This window comes from Fibrobacter sp. UWP2, assembly GCF_900141705.1.
Taxonomy (GTDB): Bacteria; Fibrobacterota; Fibrobacteria; order Fibrobacterales; family Fibrobacteraceae; genus Fibrobacter.
This window is the reverse complement of the sequence record NZ_FQYM01000027.1, coordinates 1-23,929: the sequence shown is the minus strand read 5'-3', so window position 1 is coordinate 23,929 and position 23,929 is coordinate 1. Positions and strand designations below refer to the sequence as shown.

Here is a 23,929-nt window from a genome sequence, read left to right as displayed (position 1 = left end):
TCATATCAGGGAGATACACTATGAGTGAATTCGAAAACAACAACGGTACATCACACATCGTGATGGATGACTCAACCCTCAACAATGCCAAGGTCAAAGTCTTTGGCGTCGGCGGTGCCGGTGGCAACACTGTGAACCGCATGGTCAAAATGGAAATTGAAGGCGTGGAATACTACGCCGTGAATACGGATGCCAAGGCTCTGGAACTGAGTCTTGCCGATCACAAGATTGCCATTGGTCAAAAGACGACGAAGTCGCTTGGTGCCGGCATGAAGCCGGAAGTCGGCTGCAAGGCCGCCGAAGAGAACATTGAAGAACTGAAGGAAGCCATGGTTGGCGCCGACATGGTCTTCATCACTGCCGGCATGGGCGGTGGAACGGGTACTGGTGCTGCACCGGTCGTAGGCAAGGTTGCTCGTGAATTGGGCATCTTGACTGTGGCTGTGGTGACCAAGCCGTTCAAGTTCGAAGGCAAGCGCCGTGGCTCTCTCGCCTCTGAAGGCATCCAGAATCTGCGTTCTGCCGTTGATACCATGATTGTGGTGGACAACGAAAAGCTGATGGGCGTGGTGCAGAGCACCGACAAGAACATGACTCTCGATAGCGCTTTTAGGCTGACCGACGAAATTCTCGGTAACGCTGTGCGCAGCATTTGCGACATTATGTTCCGTCACGGTCTTATTCACGTGGATTTTGCCGACATCAAGACGGTGATGACCAACGGCGGCAGCGCCCTGATGGGTACAGGCATTGCCGAAGGCGAAAATCGCGGTATCAGGGCCACGGACTTGGCTCTCTCTTCGCCGCTCCTTGAAGACATCAACGTGGACGGTGCTACTGGCGTGCTCGTGAACGTTTCCCATGGCGAGAACTTCTCCATGGTCGAATATTGCGAAGCGATGGAACACATCCGCGACGCTGTGAGCGACAAGAACGACCCGAACATCATTATGGGCGATATCATGCTGCCTGAATTGGGCGACAAGGTCTGCATCACCATCATTGCGACGGGTTGCGGCGGCTCCACGCTGAAGCAGGAAGCGGCTGCCCCGATGTTTGCTGCAGGCTCCTTCACGTCGGCCTCCATGCCGCAGCCGTCGAAGCCCGCTGATTTGGCAACTTCACTCGGTGCTCCGCAGGCCGTCCAGGCTCAGGCCGCCGCGCAGGAAGTGGCTCCCGCCCCGCAGCAGGTCGCACCGCAGCCGGTTGCCGCGACTCCGCGTCCGACGGCTTTCAATTTTGAAGCCTTGGCTCACGGAACCATCCCGATGCCGGTGATTTCTGCCAATTCGGCCCCCACGACCGCATTTGGTTCCGTTAATTTTAACGCCCAGTCGCAGACCTGCGAAGAAGAACTGGTGACGACCGCTACGGCCACATTGCCTGAAACCCAGGAAATGCCCGAAGTTGCCGACGCCGACCTTCTTTCCAACGGCAACTACGCCTCGACTCCGGCTTACACCCGCCAGCAGGCCGCCATTGAACAGCCTGCCGTGCAGTCGGCCCCGGCTCCGCAGCCGCGCAACTTGAAGTATCCTGAGGATTCTCTCAAGACGAACGGTGTGGACTACGACCTGCCGGCATTCCTCCGCATGGGCGGAGACTCGTTTTAGTCGGTGACGGTTTTTGTCCCGTTGCTGATGGAAACGTCTTTGTAGTAGAGCTTCTGTCAAGAAGATAAACACACACACGGGTACGCGTGAGCGTGCCTACCACAACACAAGGGGCTGCCTGGGTCTCCCTGCCCGGGCAGCCTTTCTTATATCGCTCGCTCCTGCCAAGCCACTCTTTTTGTTATATTACCAGCATGCTCTTGAAGTTGCAGCATTTGGTTGTTTGCTTGTTCTTGATGGCTGGCGTGGCGCTGGCCGAGGACGGCTATTTCCAAATTGGCACCGACTTCAACTTCGGTTTGAACGGCGGCCCCACGGACCCGACTTTCGCGGTCGATACGGCGGACTGGTTTGGTTCCAACTGGCGCGGTCTGCAGATTCCGCTCGAAAACGCCCGCAGCTACGAAGACTACCTGGATCCGTTCTTTACGCTCAGTTTCCGCGCCGGTTACAAGAGTTTTCACGTGCTCCTGGAAGCCCCGCTTCGCCGCGATATCGAGGCCTGGTACCAGGACGACTTGCACAGCAACTTTACGTACGACCCGAGCGAGCTCGACATCAATGTCCCGAACAACGCCTACGCCAAGTGGTACAATCCGGTGGGCTTTGTCCAGTTCGGTCGCTTCGCGGTAGACGACCTGATGGTTTCGAAAAACGACATCTTGGTAGGGGGAGCCCCGTACCATGACGGCGTGCACTGGAAGTTTACTCCCGGAATCTTCCGCTACGATTTCTTGTTCAGCTCCCTGAACGCCTGGCTGTACGGTGATGACGTGGATCCCGATACGGGATGCCCGCCCGAAGGCACGGAAGCCTATGCCCAGAAATGTACGGAACCTTCGAAACAGGTGGCGAATCAGCGCAACCGTACCTATACCGACAATATCAAGACGTTCATGTTCCACCGCTTCGGTGTCGAAACGGACAAGTTCTGGGTTTATGTGGCCGAACAGAGCATGATTGGCGGCAAGGCTCCCGAGTTCCGCTCGATGAGTCCCTTTATTTATTGGCACGACAACTACGCGACCGGCTACACGTCGGCGGCGACGTCTGCCGAATTTGGCTACAAGACCTCTAACGGGGCCCGGTTCTATACCCAGGTGAACATGGAAGACATCAATAGCCCGGTCGGCGAAGACGACGACAAGGGCACGAGCCGCTCCGTTATCAACTACCTGGTGGGCTATTATCACGAATTGCAGACCGCCAGGTACGGAAAATTCTCGTGGCGTCTGGATGTGGTGCGCACTGACCCCGTGGCAAACAATAGCAAGTTGCCTCTGCTCAAGTACACGAGCCGCCGAAATTATCGCAGCAACTACCGCGAACAGGACGACCCGAATTACGCTGATGCTTACTTCGTGGATTATCCTATCGGGTATCGCCGTGGAGCCGATGCCCTCGATATGTGGTTCGATTTCGGCTGGAGCAACAGGGTACATTCGCTTTCTGTAACGCTTGCCTGGCTGCGTCAGGGCGACAAGGAAATGTACACGGATTATAACGTCGCGCTCGAGGGTGGAGACAAGTCCCCTTCGGGTGTTGAAGAGGCGCAGTACCTGCTGGACGTGCTCTACAAGATGCAGATGACCTATTGGTTCGGTTTCTACCTGGGCGGTGGTGCCCGCATTTACGAAAATCTCGGCCACGTCCGCGGCGACGACGGGATTGACGGCTGGATTCGATCTGGCGTCAAGTTCAACTTTAACCCTGTCGACATGAAATTCTAGCGTTTTTGTGATTTCTGTTACCATGCTGGCTTTGCCAGGTGGCCGGGGGCTGGTCAATCCAAGGAAATAAGTATATATTGATTTAGAGAAGTTAAAAAGGGGTTCCATATGGCTTTGAGAAAAATCTTTTTCCCGCTTACTTTGGCGGTTATTCTCGCAGGTTGCACTGCCGAGACGGAATTCAACCCCATAGGCGGATCGGAATCGAAAAACGCCGTTTCGAAAACGGATGATGTCGGCGATGACGAAGGGTCTTCTTCGTCCAAGAAGTCTTCGTCTTCCCAGAAAGCAATGTCCTCGGAAATCGAAGACATGCTTATTGTATCTTCGTACGATGAACTTTTTGTCTGCTCGGCAAAGCGGGAAGGTATGGACGCTTACGTGAAAGACGAAAAATCCTTCTATGCCTGCTATGACGGGAAATGGGTGATACGTAGGGAAGGCCCGGATGTCATGGTTAATAGTTCGTCGTCTTCGGCAGGTGTCCTGGATCCGGATACGTTGACCCTGCATATGATGGATTCTATTTTGGCGGCAATCTCGCGTTCGTCGTCTTCGGTTTTGATTATGCCGGGACTGTCTAGTTCTTCTGTATTTTTCCCAGGAATGTCCAGCTCTTCCGTAAACATTCCGAACATATCCAGTTCCTCCTATACTCCAATAATCACCCCGCCGACATACCATAGTGGATTCATGACTTGGGAGGGCTATATAGGGGAGTATTATGTGAATACGGGCGCCGACAACGGCACGGAGACGGCCGGCTATTGGTATATCTTTGATGACTCCATGGATGGAGGAAACTCTCGAATAGAATGGCCTGTTGCTCTCGGTAACGATTATTACGAATATGCCTTAGACCCGGTCATTGACGAATGCGGGGGTGTCTGTGGTAAGTTCATCCTTGATGCCGGAACTTTGGTTTATAAACCGTTTGTCGGCGTGGCCTTCAATGTCGCAGGCGAAGCGGATGCCGATGGTTCTTCGATCGATGTCGCCGATGTCTCTGCCTGGGGCGGTATCTGCATTACCTACACGGTCGATGTCAATGCGGTACTGGAACTCAGCATGGGAGATGAGATGGATGGTGCCCTTTTGGGATATGATATCCCATTTGTTACTCTCTCGAAGTCTGAAACGGGCGACGAGGTTTGCAAGAGCTGGGCTCAATTTAAACAGGCCGGCTGGGGTAAGGCGAAAATCACTGGCGACGAAATAGCAAAGTCCCTTGGTGCGGTCCGTTTCAAGATCCAGGCTGCAGACAGTACCGTTGGCAATTTCAATATCATGGCGGTACGCAGCTATTATTAAGGGGCCAAGCATGTCCTTAAGACACTCTCTTGTCAAAAGTCATCCCGTAGGTCTCGACGTCATGGCCCTCTTCTTTCTCGTCTATTCTTATATTTAAGGCAAACCAAGGAGTTTTTTATGGCAGAAATCGGTACACCTCTAAGTTCTAGCGCCACGAAGGTGCTGTTTTGCGGAGCGGGCGAGCTCGGCAAGGAAGTCATCATCGAGATGATGCGTCTCGGCGTTGAGGTTATCGCCGTGGACCGTTATGCCAATGCGCCCGGCATGCAGGTGGCCCACAGGAGCCACGTCATCAACATGCTCGACGGTGCCGAACTGCGCCGCGTGATTGAACTGGAGAAGCCCGACTACATCGTCCCGGAAGTCGAGGCGATTGCGACCGACACGCTCGTGGAACTTGAGAAGGAAGGCTTCAACGTCATCCCGACCGCGAAGGCCACCAAGCTCACGATGAACCGCGAGGGCATCCGCCGCCTCGCCGCCGAAGAGCTGGGCCTCAAGACGAGCCCGTACCGCTTTGCCGACAACTTCGAGGATTTCCAGAAGGCCGTCAAGGAAATCGGCATCCCCTGCGTGGTGAAGCCGGTGATGAGTTCTTCGGGCCACGGCCAGAGCGTCATCAAGACGGAGGCCGACATCCAGAAGTCGTGGGACATTTCCCAGCACGAGGGCCGTACCGGTCACGCCAGCCGCGTGATTGTGGAAGGCTTTGTGCCGTTCGATTACGAGATTACACTCCTCACGGTGCGCCATGTGGGCGGTACCAGCTTCCTTGAACCGGTGGGTCACCATCAGGTGGGCGGCGACTACCAGGAATCCTGGCAGCCCCAGCCGATGAAACCCGAACTCCTGGAACAGGCGAAGGACATCGCAAAAAAGATTACCGACGCCCTCGGTGGCCGCGGCATCTTTGGCGTGGAACTGTTCGTGTGCAAGGACCAGGTGCTGTTCAGCGAAGTTTCCCCGCGCCCGCACGATACCGGCATGGTGACTTTGATTTCGCAGGATTTGTCTGAATTCGCATTGCATGCCCGCGCGATTCTCGGCCTGCCCATCCCGAACATCGCTTTCCACGGCCCGAGCGCCTCGAAGGCAATTGTAGTGGACGGCAATTCCGACCATGTGAAGTTCGGCGGCCTGGAAGATGTTCTCGCTGAACCCGACACCGCACTCCGCCTGTTTGGCAAGCCCGAACTCAAGGGCCACCGCCGCCTGGGCGTGTTGCTTGCCCGCCGCGACACGGTGGAAAAGGCCAAGGCGCAGGTCATGGCCATGCGCGAGAAGGTGCAGGTCAAGCTTTAAGCGAAAATATCTTATATTGGAACCGATGAGAAAGTTATACGCAATACCCGGCGTCGCGCTATTGCTGGCCGCCTGTTACAGCCCTGAGCCCTTCGAGGCGGAGGAAATTGAATCTGCCTCGAGCCAGACTTCCGAGATGGGGACGCTTTTCCTCGTGAACGGCGGGAAGCAGATATGCAACCCATCCGTGAGCAACGACATGGAGAACTACCCGGCCTCGATGCTTTGGCTCAATTTTAGCGGCAAGCTAAACGTGAAGCCTCCCGATTCCATCTACACGACGACCCGCGTGGAGCAACACGACCGCCTTACGGTCTCCGATACGGCAGGCAACGTCAACTGGTACATGATGATCGACAAGGAAGCCGGGGAATGCCAGTTCCAGGATCCGGAGTGGAGCACCCACGCGAACTACGTTGTCGCACTGCGCGCCTACGATCTGGATGGCAGCAAGGCTTGCGAGAACTTGGATTATGGAATTTTTGCCGCCCGCATGAGCGACAAGAAAAAGTTCTGGTTCTACACCAAGGGCATTGGCGAATTCGCGACGCCGCACGTGTGGGTGGGCGAAGACGCCCTCGACCGCACGGACTCGACGGATGCCGCGTCGGATTCCACAGTCGAGGGATTCTTTGGCACCAAGAACGTCCGGTTGACGTACGTGACCAAGAAGGACGAAATTGTTTTTGTTGACTTCGCGAATGGCGGACTCAAGAAGGCCGTCACATTGAAGAAGCCCGCAGGCCGCAGCAGCTGGAGCATTGACAGTCCCCTGATTTCGCCGGACGGAAACTTTGTAGTTTACAACATGGTCGAGAACTCCACCACGTGGGAAGCCTACATCCAGGAGCTCTCGGCGACGTCGACCGCGGTCAAGATAGAGCAGGAGACCGGCATGATGTCGGCGCCGGCGCAACCGCACTGGTTCGCTTTTGGCGGACGTCTCTTTGTGCTGTGGGCGGAGTTCCCCTCCGGTTCGCAGATGCTCAACAAGAACGACCTTGCCGAGACTTCGGTGCAGGATGGTTCCGTGGGTCGCACCGTGATGCGCGAGATTAGCCTTGCGGCAAACGCCCCGAGCGACCTCGCCTTTGAATGGCTTGGCGAAATTCGTGAACTGGCTCCTGTTCCGCTAACAGGTGGTCGTTCTCCCGACGGCAAGTTCATTGCCACCGGCACCAATAACGCTTATTTGCTTGAACTCCCGTGAGGCACGACATGAAAAAGAAATTCTTGATTGAAAGTTGTGCTTTGGCGGTTGTCGCTTCTGTTACTTTTTTTGCGGCATACCATGCGCCTGTGACTCCGGCGACACCGTGGGAGTCCATTGGCGGGTGCGGCGCTGGCGGCAGTGGCGGCGGTAGCGGCGATGGCATCAAGTGGATTGGCCAGGGCGTTTCGGGCGGTTACCTGGAAACCGAAGTGTTCACCAAGTACAACGTGGGTCAGAATTTCTCTGCGCTCACCATGACTCCGCATTTTTCCATCAAGCCGACTTGGTCCACCAAGCTGGGCGTCTCGATTCCATTCGTTTCGCACCAGGGCGAAGTGCAGTACCGCAGCAACCAGAACCCGACGGACAAGTCCACGGGCGGCATGGGAGACATTTCTTTCGACTTTAGCAAGACCATTGGCAGCGGCGGTGCGGCGTCGCTTTCGGCAAGCCTCACTATTCCAACGGGTCAGTACGATATTAAGCGCGGCACTGATGCGAACCAAGAATTTTTGCCGAGCAGTTTCCAGAAGGGTTCGGGCCTTTATTCCCTTACTCTCGGCTGGGACTATAGCCGCGATACCGACAAGGGCATTTGGCTTTACGGGTTGACTTATACGCACCCGTTTGCCATGCACTTGATTTCGGGCGAAAACGAATTCAACGACAGCTACTGGGAAAACATCGAGACCGAGGGCGACCGCTTTGAGTACCGTTTCAAGCCGTATGGCGAAAACGACCTGGGCGCCTTCACGCCGCCTTCTGTAGGAGGCTCGATTGCCTACGGTTACCGCGGCATCCCGGGTTTTGTTCATTCGTTTGGCCTCACGTTCTCGGCACCGCTGGGTGTCGCCTGGATTGCCTCCGAGAAGGTCGGCACTTACGACCCCAAGCCGGATCCCGATCACCAGGCGTGGTCGGCTGCCCTCGTGTATGGTCTGGAATTCTCCAGCGCCGACATTCCGGTGTTTGTTGCGTTCTCGCTGCCGATTCACGATAAGGCGGGCGGAGCGGACCCGGACGACGAATACAGCGAAAAGCCGATGAAGGAATGGAATGCTCCCGACTGGAGCGACTTGGGACAACAGTGGACCATCGCCGTCGGCATCAAAGGAAGCTTCTTCTAATTGAAGATGTGAAATGTGGAATGTAAAATTGAACGGCTCGAAGAGCCGTTTTTTTTAAGCTCTCGGGTGCGTTTTCTTGAACGCTTGGCGTAGGCGTTCGGCGTTTACGTGCGTGTATATTTGCGTGGTCGAGATGTTCGAGTGACCGAGCATTTCTTTGACGCTCATGATTTCGGCGCCGTTCTCGAGCAGGTGCGTGGCAAAACTGTGCCGCAGCACGTGCGGGCTCGCCTTGCCTTCCCAGCCCACGCTTCGCAACAGGTCGTGTATGTCGTTTCGCAAAGTGCGGATGCTGTAGGGTTTCCCGTCTTCGCTCAAAAACACGTAGCCCGTGGGGGAGGGCAGGTGCCCTGCCTTGGTGAGCATGGCCTTAAAAATGCCGATGCGGTCGATGAGGGCTTCAGTAATGGGGACGATGCGTTCCTTGCTTCCTTTGCCGAGTACACGGACCAGCCGTTCTTTTTCGCGGATGCGGTCCCAGGTGAGGCTTTGGCATTCCGAGATGCGCAGCCCCGACCCGTAGATGAGTTCCAGCAGGACTCGGGCGCGCACTTGCGGGAGTGTCGGGTTCTCGAGTTCCGGGAATTTGTCTTCGGCCAGGTCCTTTTGTCCCAAAAAACTCACTAGGCGTTTGGGACGCTTGGGCATGGGGATGTTTACGGTCGGGTTCTTTTGCAGGACTTGCGAACGGACAAGGTATTTTCCAAAGCTTTTGAGCGCCGCCAGGTGTTCGCAGATGCTGGTGGGGGCGAGCCCCTGCTTCATTTTGAGGTCCCACACAAAACCCTTCACGCTCGATTCGGAGAACGCCGATAGCGGGGCTTCGGCACCGACGCACGCCAGGAACTTTTCCAAGGACTTGCGGTAGGTGTCGATTGTCTGCGGGGAGTACCGGCGTTGGGTCTCCAAATAGGTCAGGAATTGCTGTGTGTAGTCCGAGAGAAGCATGGTTTGTTTGAAAGACGTTTTGTATTTTGCAAAAACGGATGATTTAAAAATAATCTATCTTGGGTGCAGAAATATGTCAGTAAGGGAAATTTTTTTTAAGAACGCGTCGCACGGCTTGGGCAAGTGGATTGCCTTGTCGGTGTTTTCCTTTTTGACGGTTTCCCCTTTTGCCATGGAACGCGTCGTTGGCGCCAATGCAACATTGGATATTGAGCCCGGAGCCCGTTCCGCTGCCTTGGGTTCTGCGACCATGGCGGTCGATGGCGACAACCTGGGATTGATGTCGAACCCGTACCAGTTGACGAATACGCGTTACACCTGGGTGAGTTTTTCGCACACCGCCTATTACGAAGATACGCAGTACGACTTTGCGTCGGTCGTGTTCCCGCTTTCTGACGGGCAGGGCTTGGGCATCGCCTTTTCTAGGTTCGGTGCCGATGACATTCCCTACATCAAAGAGGGCGAACCGATTCCCGAGGGCTCCGATTACAACACGCTCTCGATTGCGGACTGGGTGTTCTCGGTTTCGTGGGGCAAGCGCCTGACCGACCGCCTGGACTTGGGTGTTTCGTTCCACACGCTTTACCGCGACATGGACCAGACCGGCTGGGGCTTCCGTGGCGACGCGGGTGTCCGTTATAGGGCCGTGGACCAACTTTATGTTTCGGGCCTCCTCAAGGGGTGGACGTCTTCGGCCACCAGTTGGGAGTCGGGCGAGTTCGAATACTCGGACCCAGAACTCTACCTGGCGGCAAGTTACAGTCTTCCGGTGAATTACCTGTACGGGAGCCTTGGAGTCTATTGGCAAAGTGCCGGGATTTTCCACCATGAGGCTCGCGACATGGATTTTGACACCGACGAAAATGGTGGCGGACGAATTTGGGATGACCCGTTGGACTGGCTCAGTGGTGGCCATGGTGGCATAGAGTTCAATTTTGATTTTGGTCTCTCTTTACGTGCCGGCCTCAGTAGTTTTACCACCTGGCAGAGTGTAACCGCAGGTGCTGGTATTGTGATTGCGAACTTTCTCAAGGTCGATTATGCCTTCGAGTCGCATCCGGTGTTCTCTCCGGTTCACAGGGTGAGCGTGAGTGTGAGCCCGTACCTGTTCAGCCACACGCCTGCTAAGGAAGAAGGGCACCTTTCGCCGTCCGAAGCGTATAAAACATTGCTCGCCGAGGAACCCGAAGATGCTGAAAAAGTAACGGATGAGGGCGAAACTCCAAGCTCCGAGGAACAACCGACGGAGCAGGGTGAGACCGCTCCCGCCCAGGAATCTGTCCCTGCTGGAGGCATTTTTTGGGAAGAATAGGCCGTCTTTTGCTTATAAATTTGTTTATTGTTGTGAAAAAAAACACGTTTTTAAAAAATTTAGGCTATATTTTTGCATATGTCTGATCTGAAGAATTATCGGGAAGTTGGTGTGTTTGACTTGTTGTCTGCTCCGTTGAACCCTATTGGGGCGTTTGACGCGGAACAGTTCAAACAGGATGTGCGCACCCTGATTGATTCGCATCCCGACGACAAGTTTGTCGCCGTCGACCTGATGGGCTTGGACTTCGTTTACAGCGATGCCTACAACGCCTTCCTTCAGTTCCAGCACGAGCTTTCTAACAAGGGTGGCATGCTTGCCCTGCTTTCGAACAGCGCCACGATCATGGACGGCCTTAAAAAGGCGGGCCTTGACCGCAAACTCAAGGTGTTCGCCTTCGAAGCCGAGATGATGTCGTTCTCGCTCCATAGTCAGGCTCCCGCAGAGGAACCGGCAGCCGCACCGGCACCGGAGGAATCCGTTGCGCCCGTGGCATCGCAAAACGTGCGCTCCCTCGATGCGGGCGCCCCCGAAAGCCGTTCCGATCGCAAAACGGGACACCAGCGCCGCTTTACCAAGAGCTTCAACGCCATTACCAAGGACGAGAAGAAGTTGGCCAAGCAGGGTATGTCCATGCCGTTCGATGAAGAAAAATCCTCGGGCTCCACGGTTTTCGCGATTATTATCGCCCTGATTGTGATTGGCGGCATTGTGGCATTCTTCTTGCTTCGATAGTTTTGAATGTCTTTGGAATTTTCCGAATACCGTTGCAAAAAAAAGTACAAGTCCAAAAGGCGAAACATTCCGGTGTTTCGCGTATTGGTTTTGCTGTCGTTGATTTTTGTGGCATTCAAACTGGGGTGGATTTCCAAGCTCGTCGAATTACTCCCGCTCCCGGGCAACGAAAAAGTTGAAGTGATAAAGACTTGGCAGGACCTTTGCCGCGAGGCGGGCGGAAAGCCTTTTAATCTCAAGGACGAATTGGTGCAATGCTCCTGGGTGGTGGATGATTCTACAAAGGCTTTGCCCAACGCTTTTTTGCGCTATGTCGCGTCTTTGAGGACTTCTCGTGCCGAGAAGCTTCATTGGGTGGCTTCGGCGGAAGATTTTGAAAACGCCATTTTGGTCCAACGTGAAGATTCGTTAGTTTATACGTACTTTCGCGTGATACTCTCGGATTCCAACTATGTGTGGATTGATGCCGCTACGGGCTGTCGCTTTCCGGGACTGTGCCCCAAGCGTCCTTTGGAATGGTCGAATATTCCTGTGATGAATGATTTTGATTTTGAAGGACAAGACCGCTTGCTTGCCGAGGACGTGTTCCTAGGCTTGGGCGAGGCTCCTGTGCATCCGGTGCTTCCCGGGGTGGTGCGGAAGGCGGGCCGGGATTCTTTGGGAGCGTTTATTGAAATCGACCATGGCAACAACATTTTTACCAAGATGTCAGGTATTTCTTTTTCGCCCTCGGAGGGCGATTCGCTGGACCTGAATTCCGTGGTGGGCAGGCTTCCGCCCAAGGATAGTGCGGCATTTTTCTTAACGGTTCGTCGCAACGGGCTTTTTGTGCGCTGGAACGATTTTTACAAGGCGGCGTACCCTGTGGACAGTGCCGAAATTTCTAAATTCAAGGAACAGATTGGATTTAGATGATGCGTTTTTTGCAAAAGATACTGATTCTCGCTGCCGTGATGCTCGCTTTTTGGGCTTGCGCGCATGATGATGACGGCCCGCTTCCGCTGTCGTCCGAAGACGATGTCTTTGCGGGGCAAGGGTTCTTTTTAAGTTCCGAGCTGGATAGTGGCGAGCTGATTTACCTGGTCGGTGACACGCTTTACTTGCATATGGACAGCATTTGGTCTTTCTCCAATTGCGCCCTGCAAAAAATTGGCTTGGGCAATTCGACTGTCGATGATTCCATCTTGATCATCAAGCCCTACATAGACATTCGTACCACCAACGATGATTGCGCTTCGCCTGTTTATGCCCCCGACACTACGCTCAAGATCGTGCTCGGAAAAAACATTTTGAAGGGAATTTCGACCATCCGTGTGATGAATGATGTGGATTCCATTTTGGATACCATCCTGGTGCGCCGAGGGGACATTTCCGTTGACACGTTCAAGTTTTATATCGACAGCCTTTTTGATTCGGTGCATTCGCTTCCGCTCCGCACCAAGAATTCCCCCTCCGTTTTGAAAGTGCTGGATTCGCTCACGCCGCGCGTGTTCTTGTGGCGTACCATGAAGTCAAATTGCGAACTGCGTATTGACATGTGCGATTCCGTGAGGGCCGATACCTTGTTCCCGGCGTCGTGGCGGCTGGGCGATACGAACCTCGTCCCGGTGCATTACGCCTGCAAGGATTCCGACTTGGTGTATTGTCACAGCTCTCGTTGGGTGGACGACTCTTCGTCTTTGGGCGAACTCCAGGAACGTCCCGATACCGTGTGGCACATGTCCACTTATTACGTGGAAACTATCCCGGAGTGCGGCTCCGTCAACACTTTCTCCAGGAATTCCTTTTTGACGGGGGGGACGTTCACGGTAATCCGTGGGCTCTATTCCCCAGACGAGTCCGAAACTTCGTGCGGTCCTTCGACGCGCGAGGAACTGTACGTCTTTGACCTGACGCGTAATCGCTATGTTCCCGATACGGTGGATGTCGACAGCCTCTACAAACAGTGGGAATCAGCCAAGGTCGTGAAGAGCAAATAAAAAAAGGAAGGCTCGTCGATGAGTGATTCTGTAGAATATTCCTTTGCCGCGGAAATCCCCGAGAAAGATTACGAACTTGTTTTGAACTGCAAAATCTATAAGGATTGGTTCGAGGCCTCCTCGTCCAAGTTCAAAATCCAGAAGGTCCATTTTGAATCGGTCAACTATTTTGCCAGAGAACATCGCCCGCTGTTCATCAAGTTGAATGCGACGGCGACGCTCCCCGATGGTCGCCCGGTACACGGGGTCGTATTGGTCCGTGGTAATGCGGTGGGCGTTCTGGTGGTTCTCCGATGCGAAGGGCAAAAGTATTTGCTGTTGGTGCGCCAGCCGCGCTTCGCTATTTCAGAAACGGCTTCTCTCGAAATTCCCGCGGGCATTTTGGACTGGAGCGGTGACTACCGCAAGGTGGCGCTCTCGGAACTCGAGGAAGAAGCGCAGATTAAGGCCGACGAATCGGAACTCATTGACCTCTCGGCGTTTTGGTGGAAGGATTTTACGCCGGGCTTTGCGGGCAGCTGCGGGCTTTTGGACGAACGCATTCGCCTCTATGCCATCGAGAGGGACGTGACCTCTGAACAGCTAAAAGCCATGGACGGCAGGAACCAGACCTACGTGGACGAGAACGAGTGGATACGTACCGAGGTTCTTCCCTACGAAGAGGCTGCCCACCAGTTTATAGACGGAAAGAATTTGATTGCGCTCTTTTTGTACGAGCGTTGGCTTAAAAGACCAGATTGTTGATTGAAAGTCCCACAAAAAAGACCAGCAGGTAGCCGTACCAGAGTGCGGTCAACACGTAGTTCAAACCGCGTTTGTAGGCCTTGGGCTCTTCCTTGTTTTTTTCCTTGATGCGGATGATGTTCTTCCGCAGGTAAAACACAGAAAGCGCAATGCCGACAAGACTAGCCAAAATAAGAAGTACGTATGCCATAGTGCCCCATAAGATAACTATTTTTTAGTGCATGAATACAAACGACCAACGTCAAATTCGCCTGCAGGCAGTATTTCGAGTGATTGCCGCCGTCTTTGCCTTTTGGGCGGTGCATGGCTTGCTCCGTTTTGTACTTTTGTTCCGCAGTAACCCGTACGGTATCCCGTTTGTAGCCAAGCCCGACTGGTACATTTTCCACGCCCTCTGCATCGACTACATTTGGATTGCCGAGATGGCACTTCCGTTTTTGCTGTTGGCCTTGTTCCTCCCGACGGCGTCCAGAGTCCGTAAGGGAGTTCTGCCCGTATTTTGCGTGCTGCAAGGAATCCTTTTGCCGTTCACCCTTTTGGACCACGAAATCCAACGTTTTTTGGGTACGCATTTTTCAATTTCGCTTTTGGACAACTACAAGGACGCCTCGTCGCTTGCCATTTTGCCCGACTACGTTTCGTCGGACTTGTCAATTCCGTATTTGCAGTGGGTGCTTTTGGTGGGCATTGTCCCGCTGGCGATATTTTTGTACCGTTTGATTTTTATGGCATTTGCTCGCCACAACATTCGCGTTTCGCTTTTGCGGGGTTGGCTTATTGGCTGTGTAGCTTTCTTCGTTTTTTCGGAGCTCTTTTTGAACGTGATTTGGAAGGGCACGAACCGCATGCGCAAACTGCAGCCGGTGGTGCAAATCCTTACGCACGACTTGCAGCAGATTGTTTGGGGCAGCGGTGAAGAGGATCCGGCGTTTATTAAGGCTGCCGTAAACCTGTCGCGCAAATACTGGGCCGAGGTCGAAGGGCCCGAGGCCGAGGGGTACGAATATCCTGACGATGAATACCCCATGTATCGCGTGCCGCGTGACTTGCCTACGGCTGTTGCCACGCCCGTGCCGGAACATCCGAATTTTTTGGTGATTTTTTTGGAGTCGCAGCGCGGCCTAGACGTGGGTTACATGAATCCCGAAGACCCGCGCGGGAGTGTGACGCCCGTGATGGATTCCATGGCGAGGGTGGGCGAGGCGTGGACCCGTTTTTATGCGAGCGGCGTGCCTACCGTGGGCGGCGTGCTCTCGACGCACTTTGGTTTCCCGACGCACCGTTACAAATTGACTGCTTCGGAACTTGCCCATGTGGATGTACCGAGCTTTGCCTCGATTTTGCGCGACAACGGTTACAAGGCGCATTTCTTTAGTGCCGCCGACCCGGCGTGGGATAATTTGTCTGTATGGTTCCAAAAGTGGTACGACCGTACGCATTACGACCGTGCTTTCGAGGACGACTCCACCTTCTTTGATGTGACCGCGGACTATATACGTGATACGCTCGCCCCTGCGGCGGCAAGCGAAGGCAAACCTTTCTTGGCGGCGATGATTACCCGCAGCAACCATTACCCCTTCAAGTTGGTGCCCAACATGAGCGACTCGGCAAAGGCGCTCCCGCAACCCGAGAGAATGCGCTTTACCATGAACTGGGCCGACAAACAGATGGGCCGTTTTTTGGAACGCCTTTCGCATGAGAGCTGGTTCAAGGACACCTACGTTATTGTGCTTGGCGATCACGGTTTCCCGCAGGGCGAACATGGAGTCTCGGCCATTGGGAGCGAAGCGTATTCGAACGTCACCCTGATTCCCTTGGTACTGAACGGCCCTGGTTTAAATGCGGGGACTTTGCACGAACTGGCCGCCTGCCAAAGCGATGTCGCCCCGACCATCCTCCATTTGGCGCATGTCCGTGCCGCCAACTCCTTTATGGGGCACAACCTGCTCCGCCCGCATCAAAAAAGTTTTGCCGTGGGGACCCATTCGGGTAAAATTGCTTTTGCTGTCGACGACCTCCGCCTGCTGGGCGATGCGGCCCGCGGTGGCGAAGCCAAGCTCTACCGCTATACAATCGACAAGGGCGAGGATAAGCCCCTCGGGAACGAGAATGAGGCCGACTTGAAGCGCCTGCGCGCCCTCGCCGATACCCTGATAGGGCTCAACGACTGGATTTTGGCCAAAAATAGGGTGCAAAAGCCCTAAATGCCTGGCTTTGGGACTTGAACAAAAGCCGTAAATTTTCTCTATTTGTACGCGGTTTTAGACTGTCCGTGGAAGAAGCCTCACCTAGACCGCCATTTTAGGTTAGACATCTTCCGTTAGCGGACGGCTATTTTAATATAAGAGGTTTATTTGGTAACCAACGAAAAATTGGATTCCCTCATCGCCGAGGCGTGCAAGGCAAACGGAGTCACCTTGGTGGAGTCCGATATGTTCAGGGCCGGCAAGCGCAAAACGCTAAGGCTTTTTATCGACAGGCCCGAGGGCGTGACGATTGACGACTGTTCCAATGTTAGCAGGCATTTATCCGATGCCCTTGACCTGGATCCCGAGATTATTGAAGGCGCTTATACGTTGGAAGTGTCTTCCCCAGGGCTAGACCGCCCCTTGAAGTCGGTCGCCGATTTTATGCGCAACAAAGGACGCTTTGTGAGGGTGACCCGCAGTACCGGTAAACCGCTTACGGGCAAACTTGTGGACGCAAATGAAGAAAGTTTGACGCTGGCGCTTAAGGGAAATGCCGGGAATGTAGTCGTTCCGCGCTCCGAGGTGCTGGTTGCCAAGGTGGATGTACAAATATAATAGGAAGGTCAAAAATGGCTAAGAAGAATGAACCTAAGGTTAATTTGCTTGAAGTGCTCAAGGGCGTGGTTGAAGCAAAGAACATGGACGACTCCGTGATTCTCAATGCTTTAAGGCAGGCTTTGATTTCGGCAGCTCGCAAGTACTTGCACATCGACAAGAAAATCGAAGTGGATATCGATACCGAAAAGAACGACATCCACGTGTTCTTGCGTGTGGAAGTGGTCGACGATTTCCCCGATTACGACCCGAGTATGACCGCCGATGAAGTCGAAAAGCTCGACGAAGGCTACATGCTGGTGGACGAGGCCCGCGAATTCAATGAAGATGCTCAGGCCGGCGACGTTCTCGAAATGGAAGTGCCCACGACTGCCTTTGGTCGCCAAGCCATCCAGACTGCAAAGCAGCTTTTGACCCAGCAGATTCGCGATGCCGAACGCCAGAAGGTGATGGACACCTACCGTGGCCGTATCGGTACCATGATCAGCGGTGAAGTGCTCCGCCTCGAAGGTCGCAATGTGATTGTGTCCCTCGGCAAGCAGACCGAAGCTGTAATTCCGCCGCGTGAACAGATTGGCCACGAACGCCTGGTGCAAGGCCAGTCCGTGAAGGCCGTGATCGCCCGCGTCGAGGATTCCCTCAAGAGTGGAGCCCAGGTGGTTCTCTCCCGCGCCAGCGGCGATTTCCTCAAGGAACTCTTCCGCCAGGAAGTTCCCGAAATCTACGAAGGCACTGTCGAAATCAAGGGTGTTGCCCGTGAACCGGGTTACCGTGCCAAGATTGCCGTGTACTCCCGTGACGAGAAGATTGACCCGGTGGGCGCGTGCGTTGGCATGAAGGGTGCCCGCGTGCAGACGATTGTCCGCGAACTCGGCAACGAACGCATCGACATCGTCCACTGGAATCCGGACCTCGACGTGTTCATCACGCGCGCCCTTTCTCCGGCCAACGTGGTGAAACTCACCGAAGTCCCGGGGACGCAGCGTACTGTGGTCGTGATCAACGACGAGAACTTGGCGCAGGCCATTGGCAAGAATGGCCAGAACGTGAAGCTTGCTGCCCAGTTGGTGGGTCGTGACCTTGACGTGTTCGGCGAAAAGGAATGGTCCGAGAAGGATGAAGATGCTAAGGCTCAGGTTTTGGCTCCGCGCCCGCAGGAACTTCGCCGCAATGCGCTCCACAAGGCCGAAAGCTTGTTCGCTGTCCCTGCCGCCGAAGAAGCCGCTGCCGAAGAACCGGCTGCTGCAACCGAAGAAGGGGAATCCACCGAAGCTTAATCGAACCCCATTCGATTCTGGACGCAAAAAATCAAGGATTTTAATAAGGCTAGTTAATGAGTAGTAATTTAGAACAGATTAAACCCGTAGACTGGGCTCGTGAACATGGAGTCAAGAGTGACTTTGTGATGAAACTTTTGCGCGACAATGGCGTGAAGGTTTTGACTCAGGTGTCCAAGGTGCCTGCTGCTGAATTCGAAAAGATCGAAGAGGCTGTTGCCGCTGAAAGCGCAAAGCAAAGTGCGCGTACCAAGAACCTGAAAAAGTCCGCTGCGTCCGAATCGGGGGAAGCCCCCGCCGAAAAGAAGAAGACGACTTCCTCGACGACCATCAAGAATGGCGTAAAGGTGAGCATCAAGCGCGCCTCTAAAAAGGACGCCACCGACGAAACGAAGCCGAAGGCAAAGGCGACGCTGAAGTCTGCTGCGGCAAAGGCTGCTGCCGAAGCCCCGCAGACCGAGGAGAAACCCGCAGCTCCTGCTACTGAGGCTCCGAAGGTCGAAGCCAAGCCCGAAGTCAAGCCTGCCGAAGAGAAACCCGCTGTAACGGCGGCTCCGGCTCCCGCAGCAGCAGAGCCCGCTCCCGAGGCAATGCCCGAGGTGAAACCCGAAGTGAAGCCCGCTCCGGCCGCTCCCAAGACGGACCCGAAGCCAGTGCCTCCTCCGGCACCGACCATGATGACTGCCAACACGGAGCTCAAGCAGCCTCCCATGAAGGCGCAAGTGTTTAAACCCGATGCCGCCATCTTGGCGCGTATCGCCAAATCCCAGCAACAGCAGCAGGGTACAGGACGTCCGGGCAATCGCCGTCCGGGTGGTCCCAACCGCGGCCAGGGCAATGCCCAGGGTTACACGGGTTCGTTTGGCCCGCGCAACAACGGTGGTGACAACCGCAATAGCGGCAATCGTCGTCCCGGTATGGCCGGTGCTAGCAGCCACGGCGGCTATACGGGCCGTAGCGGAGGATTCTCCAGCGGCTCCATGCAAGAAGCCTTTAACGCTAGCCAGGGTGGCATGGGAATGCCTATGGGCGGCGGTCAAGGCGGCAAGGCTGGTGGCAAGGGCCAGAATGGTCGTCATGGCAACGACAAGAATCGCCACAACGGCCGCGACCGCATGGACCAGCAAAAGGAACAGCAGCAGGAGATGGTTCGCCAGAACGTCTCCCGCGTGATGGCTGACCTTTCCAAGAAACCCGTCAAAAAGACTTACCACAAGGACCACAGCGATGGTGCCGCCGGCGAAGAAAAGAAGATCCTCAAGACTTCCGACTTCATTACCGTGGGCGAACTCGCCGGTCTTATGGATACCATGCCCGCCCGCGTGATTGCGAAGTGCATGGAAATGGGCATGATGGTGACCATCAACGCCCGCCTCGATTTTGAAACCATCCAGATTCTCGCCGACGAGTTCGGTTACGAAGCCCAGTTGATGGAAGAATACGAAGAAACCGCCCTGGGTGTCGAAGAGGAATCCCAGGAAAATCTTCAGCCGCGTCACCCGGTGGTTACAGTCATGGGCCACGTGGACCACGGTAAAACTTCCTTGCTCGACTGGATCCGCAAGACCCACGTGGTGTCTGGCGAATCGGGTGGCATTACGCAGCACATCGGTGCTTACGAAGTGACGACCCCGCAGGGCAAGGTCACGTTCCTCGATACCCCGGGTCACGAAGCCTTTAGTGCCATGCGTGCCCGCGGTTCCAAGGTGACCGACGTGATTGTGCTTGTGGTCGCCGCCGACTCCATGGTGATGCCGCAGACAGTTGAATCCATTGAGCTCGCCAAGCGCGAGAACGTGCCGATGGTTGTCGCTATTACAAAGATTGACTTGCCGACGGCAAACCCCGACAAGATCCGCGCCCAGCTCGCCGAACGGGGTGTGGAAGTGGAACAATGGGGTGGCCAGACCAGCTGTGTGGAAGTTTCTGCACGCACCGGTCAGGGTATGGAACAGCTCCTCGAAATTTTGGCCCTTGAAGCCGAAGTCCAGGAACTCAAGGCGAACCCCGATGCCCACGCTCGTGGCGCCGTGGTCGAATCCAAACTCGACATTGGCAAGGGCTCCATGGCGACCATTTTGGTGCAGAACGGTACGCTCCATGTGGGTGATCCGTTTGTGTGCGGCGTTTACGCCGGTCGTGTCCGCGCCATGTTCAACGAACGTGGCGAACAAATGAAGGTGGCTCCGCCCTCTACGCCGTGCCAGGTGCTCGGCTTTGACGGAACTCCGCAGGCCGGTGACGACCTTGTGGTGGTGGACGACGAAAAGACCGCCCGCGAAATTGCTTCCAAGCGCCGTATGGCGGCTCGTGAACGCGACCTCCGTGCCCGTTCCGTCACTTCTTTGGAAGGCAAGTTCAACGAGAAGAAGGAAGGCAAGCTCTCCGAACTCAACCTCATCGTCAAGGCCGACGTGGGTGGTTCCGCCGAAGCCTTGGCTGCTTCCCTCGAAAAGCTTACCAACAAGGAAGTCCGTGTCAACATCATCCGCAAGGGTGTGGGCACCATTACGGAATCCGACATCTTGTTTGCGACAACGGCACAGGCTATCATCATCTCGTTCCACCTTATGCCCTCGCTCTCTGTGCGCGAGATGGCCGAGAAGGAAGGCATCGAGATTCGCAACTACCGCGTGATTTACGACTGCATCGAAGACATCAAGAACGCCGTGGAAGGCCTCCTGAAGCCGACCATGCGCGAAGAACTTGTTGGCGAAGCCGAAATCCGCCAGGTGTTCAAGGTCCCGAAGGTTGGCCTCATTGCCGGCTGTATGGTTACCGACGGCGAAGTCGACCGTACAAGCCATGTGCGCGTGTACCGCAACGGTGTTGAACTCGGCACGACTGTGGTGCAGTCCCTCAAGCGAATGAAGGACGACGTCAAGTCCGTCGCCCGCGGTTTCGAATGCGGCATTGGCCTCAAGGGTTACGACGACATCAAGGAAGGCGATAGCCTGATCTTCTTCAAGGAAGTGACGGTCGCCCGTACGCTCGAAGACGTGGCCCGAGAAGAAGCCGAAGAAAAGGCGAAGAAGTCCGCCGAAGAACAGAAGGACGCCTAATGAGCCGTAGAACCGACCGCCTGGGAGAACAGTTTCGCGAGGAAATTTGCAAGCTCATTCAAAAGGGCTTGAAGGACCCTCGCGTAACGCCGCTCACCAGCATTACCCGCGTGGACATCACCGAGGACTTGAGCTATGCCAAGGCCCTGGTGTCTGTGATGGGCAGCGACAAAGAGAAGCGTGACAGTGTCATAGGCCTCAACAATTCTGCGGGCTTTATTCGCGGCGTGCTGGGCAAGGCGCTCAAGATAAGGAAAATCCCCGAACTGAACTTTGTTCTGGACGAGAACCTGGAGCACGCCATGCACATTGAAGGCATTCTCGCGGAGCTCAAGCAAAAAGGGGAACTCTAGTTGACTCCTTCCGGTTTCATCCTGTTGGATAAAATGGCGGGAGAAACCTCTTTCAAGGCCCTTTTCCCGCTGAAAAGGGTCTTTTGTACTAAACGCGTGGGCCACGCGGGCACGCTTGACTTGCGTGCCTCCGGCCTGATTGTTGCCGCCATGGGCCGCGCGACGCGCCTTTTGCCGTTTGTGGAATCCAAGGACAAGTGCTACACTTTCCGCTTGCATTTGGGCTACGAAACCGATACACTCGAGTGGGATGGCAATGTGGTGGAACAGGATTCCCGTGACCCCCAAGGGGTTTTGGGGCATCTGGACCGTGCCGCCCTCCAGTCGGTACTACCTAATTTTACCGGGGACATAGAGCAGGTGCCGCCCCGTTATTCGGCCATCAAGGTCGACGGCCACCGCGCCAGTGACCTTGCGGTTCGTGGCAGGGAAGTGGAACTCAAGTCACGGGCTGTGACCATTCATTCGCTCAAGGTGGTGGGCGAGGGGGGCGTGACCGAAGGCTGTTCGGGCAGGGAATTCGCGACGTTTGACCTGGAATGCGATTGCAGCAAGGGTACCTACATCCGTTCCCTCGGCAGGGACTTGGCCCGCGCCCTGGGTACGTGCGGCTGCGTATCGCAAATCCGCCGTCACCGCATTGGGGGCGTGACTTTGGAACGCGCCGTGCGCGGGGACGAACTCAAGGCTTCGCATTTGGTGCCGGTCAATGAGGTGCTCAATTATCCGGTGGTCCGCTTGGATGGGCAGCAAATGGCCGTCATCCGCAACGGCAATTGGATCCCGTGGAAAGAGACCCCGGTGGGTCTTGACGCCGATTGCCTCGTGTTTGCGGCAAACGAAAATGGCGAGGTGCTTAGCCTGTGCCGCTACGAACCGGGCCGCCTTTGGCCCAAGGTTTTCCTCGCGGAGGACGACTGATGATGTCGACTGCAAGCAAACAGAAAAGAGCCGTGACGATGGGTAATTTTGACGGGTGCCATCTGGGGCACCAGGCGCTTTTCCGTACCCTGAAGGCCGTTGCCGAAGTGAACGGCTGGACTCCGACCGTTATCAGTTTCGAACCCCATTCCAACTATGTGCTGCGCGGCCCTGGCGACCCGCTGCTCCTTACCACCACCGAAGAAAAGCGCGAGTTCATCGAAAGTCTCGGGCTCGAATTTTTGGTGCTGCCGTTTACGCCCGAAGTGGCGAAACTCCCGTTCGATGTTTTTGTGCGGCAGGAACTTATCGAGAAGCGCAGCGTGTGCTCCATGTTCTTCGGGCACGACCACTGCTTTGGCGCTGGCGGCAAGGGTAATTACGAGACGATTACCGCCGCGTTCCCGGAACTCAGCACGCAGATGCTTTCCATCGTGCTGCACAAGGGCGAACGCGTGAGTTCTTCTGCCGTGCGCAACGCGCTATTGAACGGCGACGTTTCCCGCGCGCAGACATACCTCGGGCGCCCCTACCGCCTCTCCGGAACCGTAGTCGTGGGCAAGCGCCTCGGGCATACCATCGGGTTCCCGACCGCGAATTTGCAGGTGGAACAGTACAAGTTCCTGCCGAAATCCGGCGTGTACGTGGCGTCCGCGAGGCTTGCGGATGGCCGCATTTGCCGCGCCGTGGTGAATATCGGAGTGCAGCCCTCTGCGCCCGGGCCCCACCAGATGGCTATCGAGGCCTACCTTCTCGACTTTAGCGAGGATATCTACGGGCAGCACCTGGTGCTCGACCTGATGGCCTATTTGCGCCCGGAACAGAAATTTGCCAGCATGGAAGACCTTGTGCGCCAAATCGGCATGGACGCCGACACCGCCAAGAACTACAACGGAAACCACTGGGCCGAATAGAAACCAGGCCCACGCCGCTGAAAATTTCCTATGATTGGATAGAAATGCTCCAACCAGTAATAAGGAAATATAATGGAAACAAGAGACATAATTTTCAGAATAATTTGATAACTATTCCTAGAATACAGAAATAAGGTTAAAGATGCTGAAATTTGGAAAGAAAATTTTTATAGTATTATTTTTAATATTTCTCTTTATATTTGCTTATATAAAGTATGAAAGATCTCCAATAAAAAGTGATTGGGGGTCAGGTTATTTCTATGTTTCCACAACAGCGAATTGCCATTCTTGTATATCACCTGAAGATGCTTTGTTTCTTGAAGATCAATCACAAAAAATATATAAAGACACTGTTCAATTAGATATACATTATTATGGCATTGATGGTGTAATTGGAGTTGTCAAGTATGAAGGAGGACAATATGTAGATTTTTTGAATGGTTTTGAATCTAAATCATATTATTTTAATGTCTGCAACATCTATTTTGGGGTAGTGTCAAGGGTTTTTCGCAAAAATAGTTTGTTCCAACATCAGATTTAGGCTACATTTCCTTTCTTTCTGCTCTTTTCCAGTTCCCGTTTCA

At 54.7% G+C, this 23,929-nt stretch carries 21 protein-coding genes; 19 read left to right on the top strand and 2 right to left on the bottom strand.

Annotated features, from left to right (window positions below; translation table 11 throughout):
- Positions 1-20 precede the first annotated feature (20 nt).
- The 6 genes from ftsZ to BUB55_RS11305 all read left to right on the top strand — a co-directional run bounded on the left by ftsZ (position 21) and on the right by BUB55_RS11305 (position 8,296).
- Entirely contained in the window at positions 21-1,613 is a 1,593-nt protein-coding gene (ftsZ, locus tag BUB55_RS11330; protein WP_073191449.1) for a cell division protein FtsZ, read from the top strand.
- A 194-nt stretch (positions 1,614-1,807) separates the two neighbouring features.
- Positions 1,808-3,343 (top strand): hypothetical protein, encoded by a 1,536-nt coding sequence (locus BUB55_RS11325; RefSeq protein WP_234971914.1) that lies wholly within the window; start codon positions 1,808-1,810, stop codon positions 3,341-3,343.
- Positions 3,344-3,451: 108 nt separating this feature from the next.
- Complete coding sequence (locus BUB55_RS11320; RefSeq protein ID WP_073191445.1) at positions 3,452-4,654, top strand: hypothetical protein; 1,203 nt, start codon at positions 3,452-3,454, stop codon at positions 4,652-4,654.
- A 117-nt stretch (positions 4,655-4,771) separates the two neighbouring features.
- Complete coding sequence (gene purT, locus BUB55_RS11315; RefSeq protein WP_073191442.1) at positions 4,772-5,956, top strand: formate-dependent phosphoribosylglycinamide formyltransferase; 1,185 nt, start codon at positions 4,772-4,774, stop codon at positions 5,954-5,956.
- 25 nt (positions 5,957-5,981) lie between these two features.
- Complete coding sequence (locus BUB55_RS11310; protein WP_073191437.1) at positions 5,982-7,166, top strand: hypothetical protein; 1,185 nt, start codon at positions 5,982-5,984, stop codon at positions 7,164-7,166.
- Between the two features lie 8 nt (positions 7,167-7,174).
- A complete protein-coding gene (locus BUB55_RS11305; RefSeq protein WP_143153034.1) occupies positions 7,175-8,296 on the top strand; it encodes a hypothetical protein in 1,122 nt (373 codons plus the stop codon).
- A gap of 54 nt (positions 8,297-8,350) precedes the next feature.
- On the opposite strand, the gene BUB55_RS11300 is transcribed toward BUB55_RS11305, so the two are convergent.
- Entirely contained in the window at positions 8,351-9,244 is an 894-nt protein-coding gene (locus BUB55_RS11300) for a tyrosine-type recombinase/integrase (RefSeq protein WP_073191429.1), read from the bottom strand.
- A 172-nt stretch (positions 9,245-9,416) separates the two neighbouring features.
- Here BUB55_RS11300 and BUB55_RS11295 point away from each other — a divergent pair, with 172 nt between their 5' ends.
- From BUB55_RS11295 to BUB55_RS11275, 5 genes are all read left to right on the top strand, one after another.
- Positions 9,417-10,556, top strand: coding sequence for a PorV/PorQ family protein (locus BUB55_RS11295; protein ID WP_143153033.1), 1,140 nt, complete (start codon positions 9,417-9,419; stop codon positions 10,554-10,556).
- Between the two features lie 78 nt (positions 10,557-10,634).
- Positions 10,635-11,291 carry an STAS domain-containing protein gene (locus BUB55_RS11290; RefSeq protein ID WP_073191422.1) on the top strand — a complete coding sequence of 219 codons (657 nt, stop codon included), beginning with the start codon at positions 10,635-10,637 and terminating at the stop codon, positions 11,289-11,291.
- A 108-nt stretch (positions 11,292-11,399) separates the two neighbouring features.
- The gene (locus tag BUB55_RS11285; RefSeq protein WP_234971913.1) at positions 11,400-12,206 is read left to right on the top strand and encodes a M23 family metallopeptidase; all 807 of its coding nucleotides are present in this window, start codon (positions 11,400-11,402) and stop codon (positions 12,204-12,206) included.
- Positions 12,203-13,270 carry a hypothetical protein gene (locus BUB55_RS11280; RefSeq protein WP_073191415.1) on the top strand — a complete coding sequence of 356 codons (1,068 nt, stop codon included), beginning with the start codon at positions 12,203-12,205 and terminating at the stop codon, positions 13,268-13,270. Before BUB55_RS11285 ends, BUB55_RS11280 begins: the two co-directional genes overlap by 4 nt.
- Before the next feature lie 18 nt (positions 13,271-13,288).
- A complete protein-coding gene (locus tag BUB55_RS11275; RefSeq protein WP_073191412.1) occupies positions 13,289-14,014 on the top strand; it encodes an NUDIX domain-containing protein in 726 nt (241 codons plus the stop codon).
- Here BUB55_RS11275 and BUB55_RS11270 read toward each other — a convergent pair.
- Positions 13,995-14,204, bottom strand: coding sequence for a hypothetical protein (locus BUB55_RS11270; RefSeq protein WP_073191409.1), 210 nt, complete (start codon positions 14,202-14,204; stop codon positions 13,995-13,997). The genes BUB55_RS11275 and BUB55_RS11270 overlap by 20 nt on opposite strands.
- A gap of 31 nt (positions 14,205-14,235) precedes the next feature.
- Here BUB55_RS11270 and BUB55_RS11265 point away from each other — a divergent pair, with 31 nt between their 5' ends.
- The 8 genes from BUB55_RS11265 (at position 14,236) to BUB55_RS14045 (ending at position 23,886) form a co-directional block, all read left to right on the top strand.
- Complete coding sequence (locus tag BUB55_RS11265) at positions 14,236-16,218, top strand: LTA synthase family protein (RefSeq protein ID WP_073191406.1); 1,983 nt, start codon at positions 14,236-14,238, stop codon at positions 16,216-16,218.
- Positions 16,219-16,368: 150 nt separating this feature from the next.
- Entirely contained in the window at positions 16,369-16,818 is a 450-nt protein-coding gene (rimP, locus tag BUB55_RS11260; RefSeq protein WP_073191403.1) for a ribosome maturation factor RimP, read from the top strand.
- Between the two features lie 14 nt (positions 16,819-16,832).
- Positions 16,833-18,095, top strand: a complete 1,263-nt coding sequence (gene nusA / locus BUB55_RS11255) for a transcription termination factor NusA (RefSeq protein ID WP_073191400.1) — start codon at positions 16,833-16,835, stop codon at positions 18,093-18,095.
- Positions 18,096-18,151: 56 nt separating this feature from the next.
- A complete protein-coding gene (infB, locus tag BUB55_RS11250; RefSeq protein WP_073191397.1) occupies positions 18,152-21,157 on the top strand; it encodes a translation initiation factor IF-2 in 3,006 nt (1,001 codons plus the stop codon).
- Positions 21,157-21,510: a 30S ribosome-binding factor RbfA gene (rbfA, locus tag BUB55_RS11245; RefSeq protein WP_073191394.1), complete on the top strand. Its 354-nt coding sequence runs from the start codon at positions 21,157-21,159 to the stop codon at positions 21,508-21,510. The genes infB and rbfA overlap by 1 nt, the downstream gene beginning before the upstream one ends.
- A complete protein-coding gene (gene truB / locus BUB55_RS11240) occupies positions 21,511-22,431 on the top strand; it encodes a tRNA pseudouridine(55) synthase TruB (RefSeq protein ID WP_073191391.1) in 921 nt (306 codons plus the stop codon).
- Positions 22,431-23,345, top strand: coding sequence for a riboflavin biosynthesis protein RibF (gene ribF, locus BUB55_RS11235; RefSeq protein WP_073191388.1), 915 nt, complete (start codon positions 22,431-22,433; stop codon positions 23,343-23,345). The genes truB and ribF overlap by 1 nt, the downstream gene beginning before the upstream one ends.
- Before the next feature lie 142 nt (positions 23,346-23,487).
- Positions 23,488-23,886 (top strand): hypothetical protein, encoded by a 399-nt coding sequence (locus tag BUB55_RS14045; protein WP_143153032.1) that lies wholly within the window; start codon positions 23,488-23,490, stop codon positions 23,884-23,886.
- The last annotated feature ends 43 nt before the right edge of the window (positions 23,887-23,929 follow it).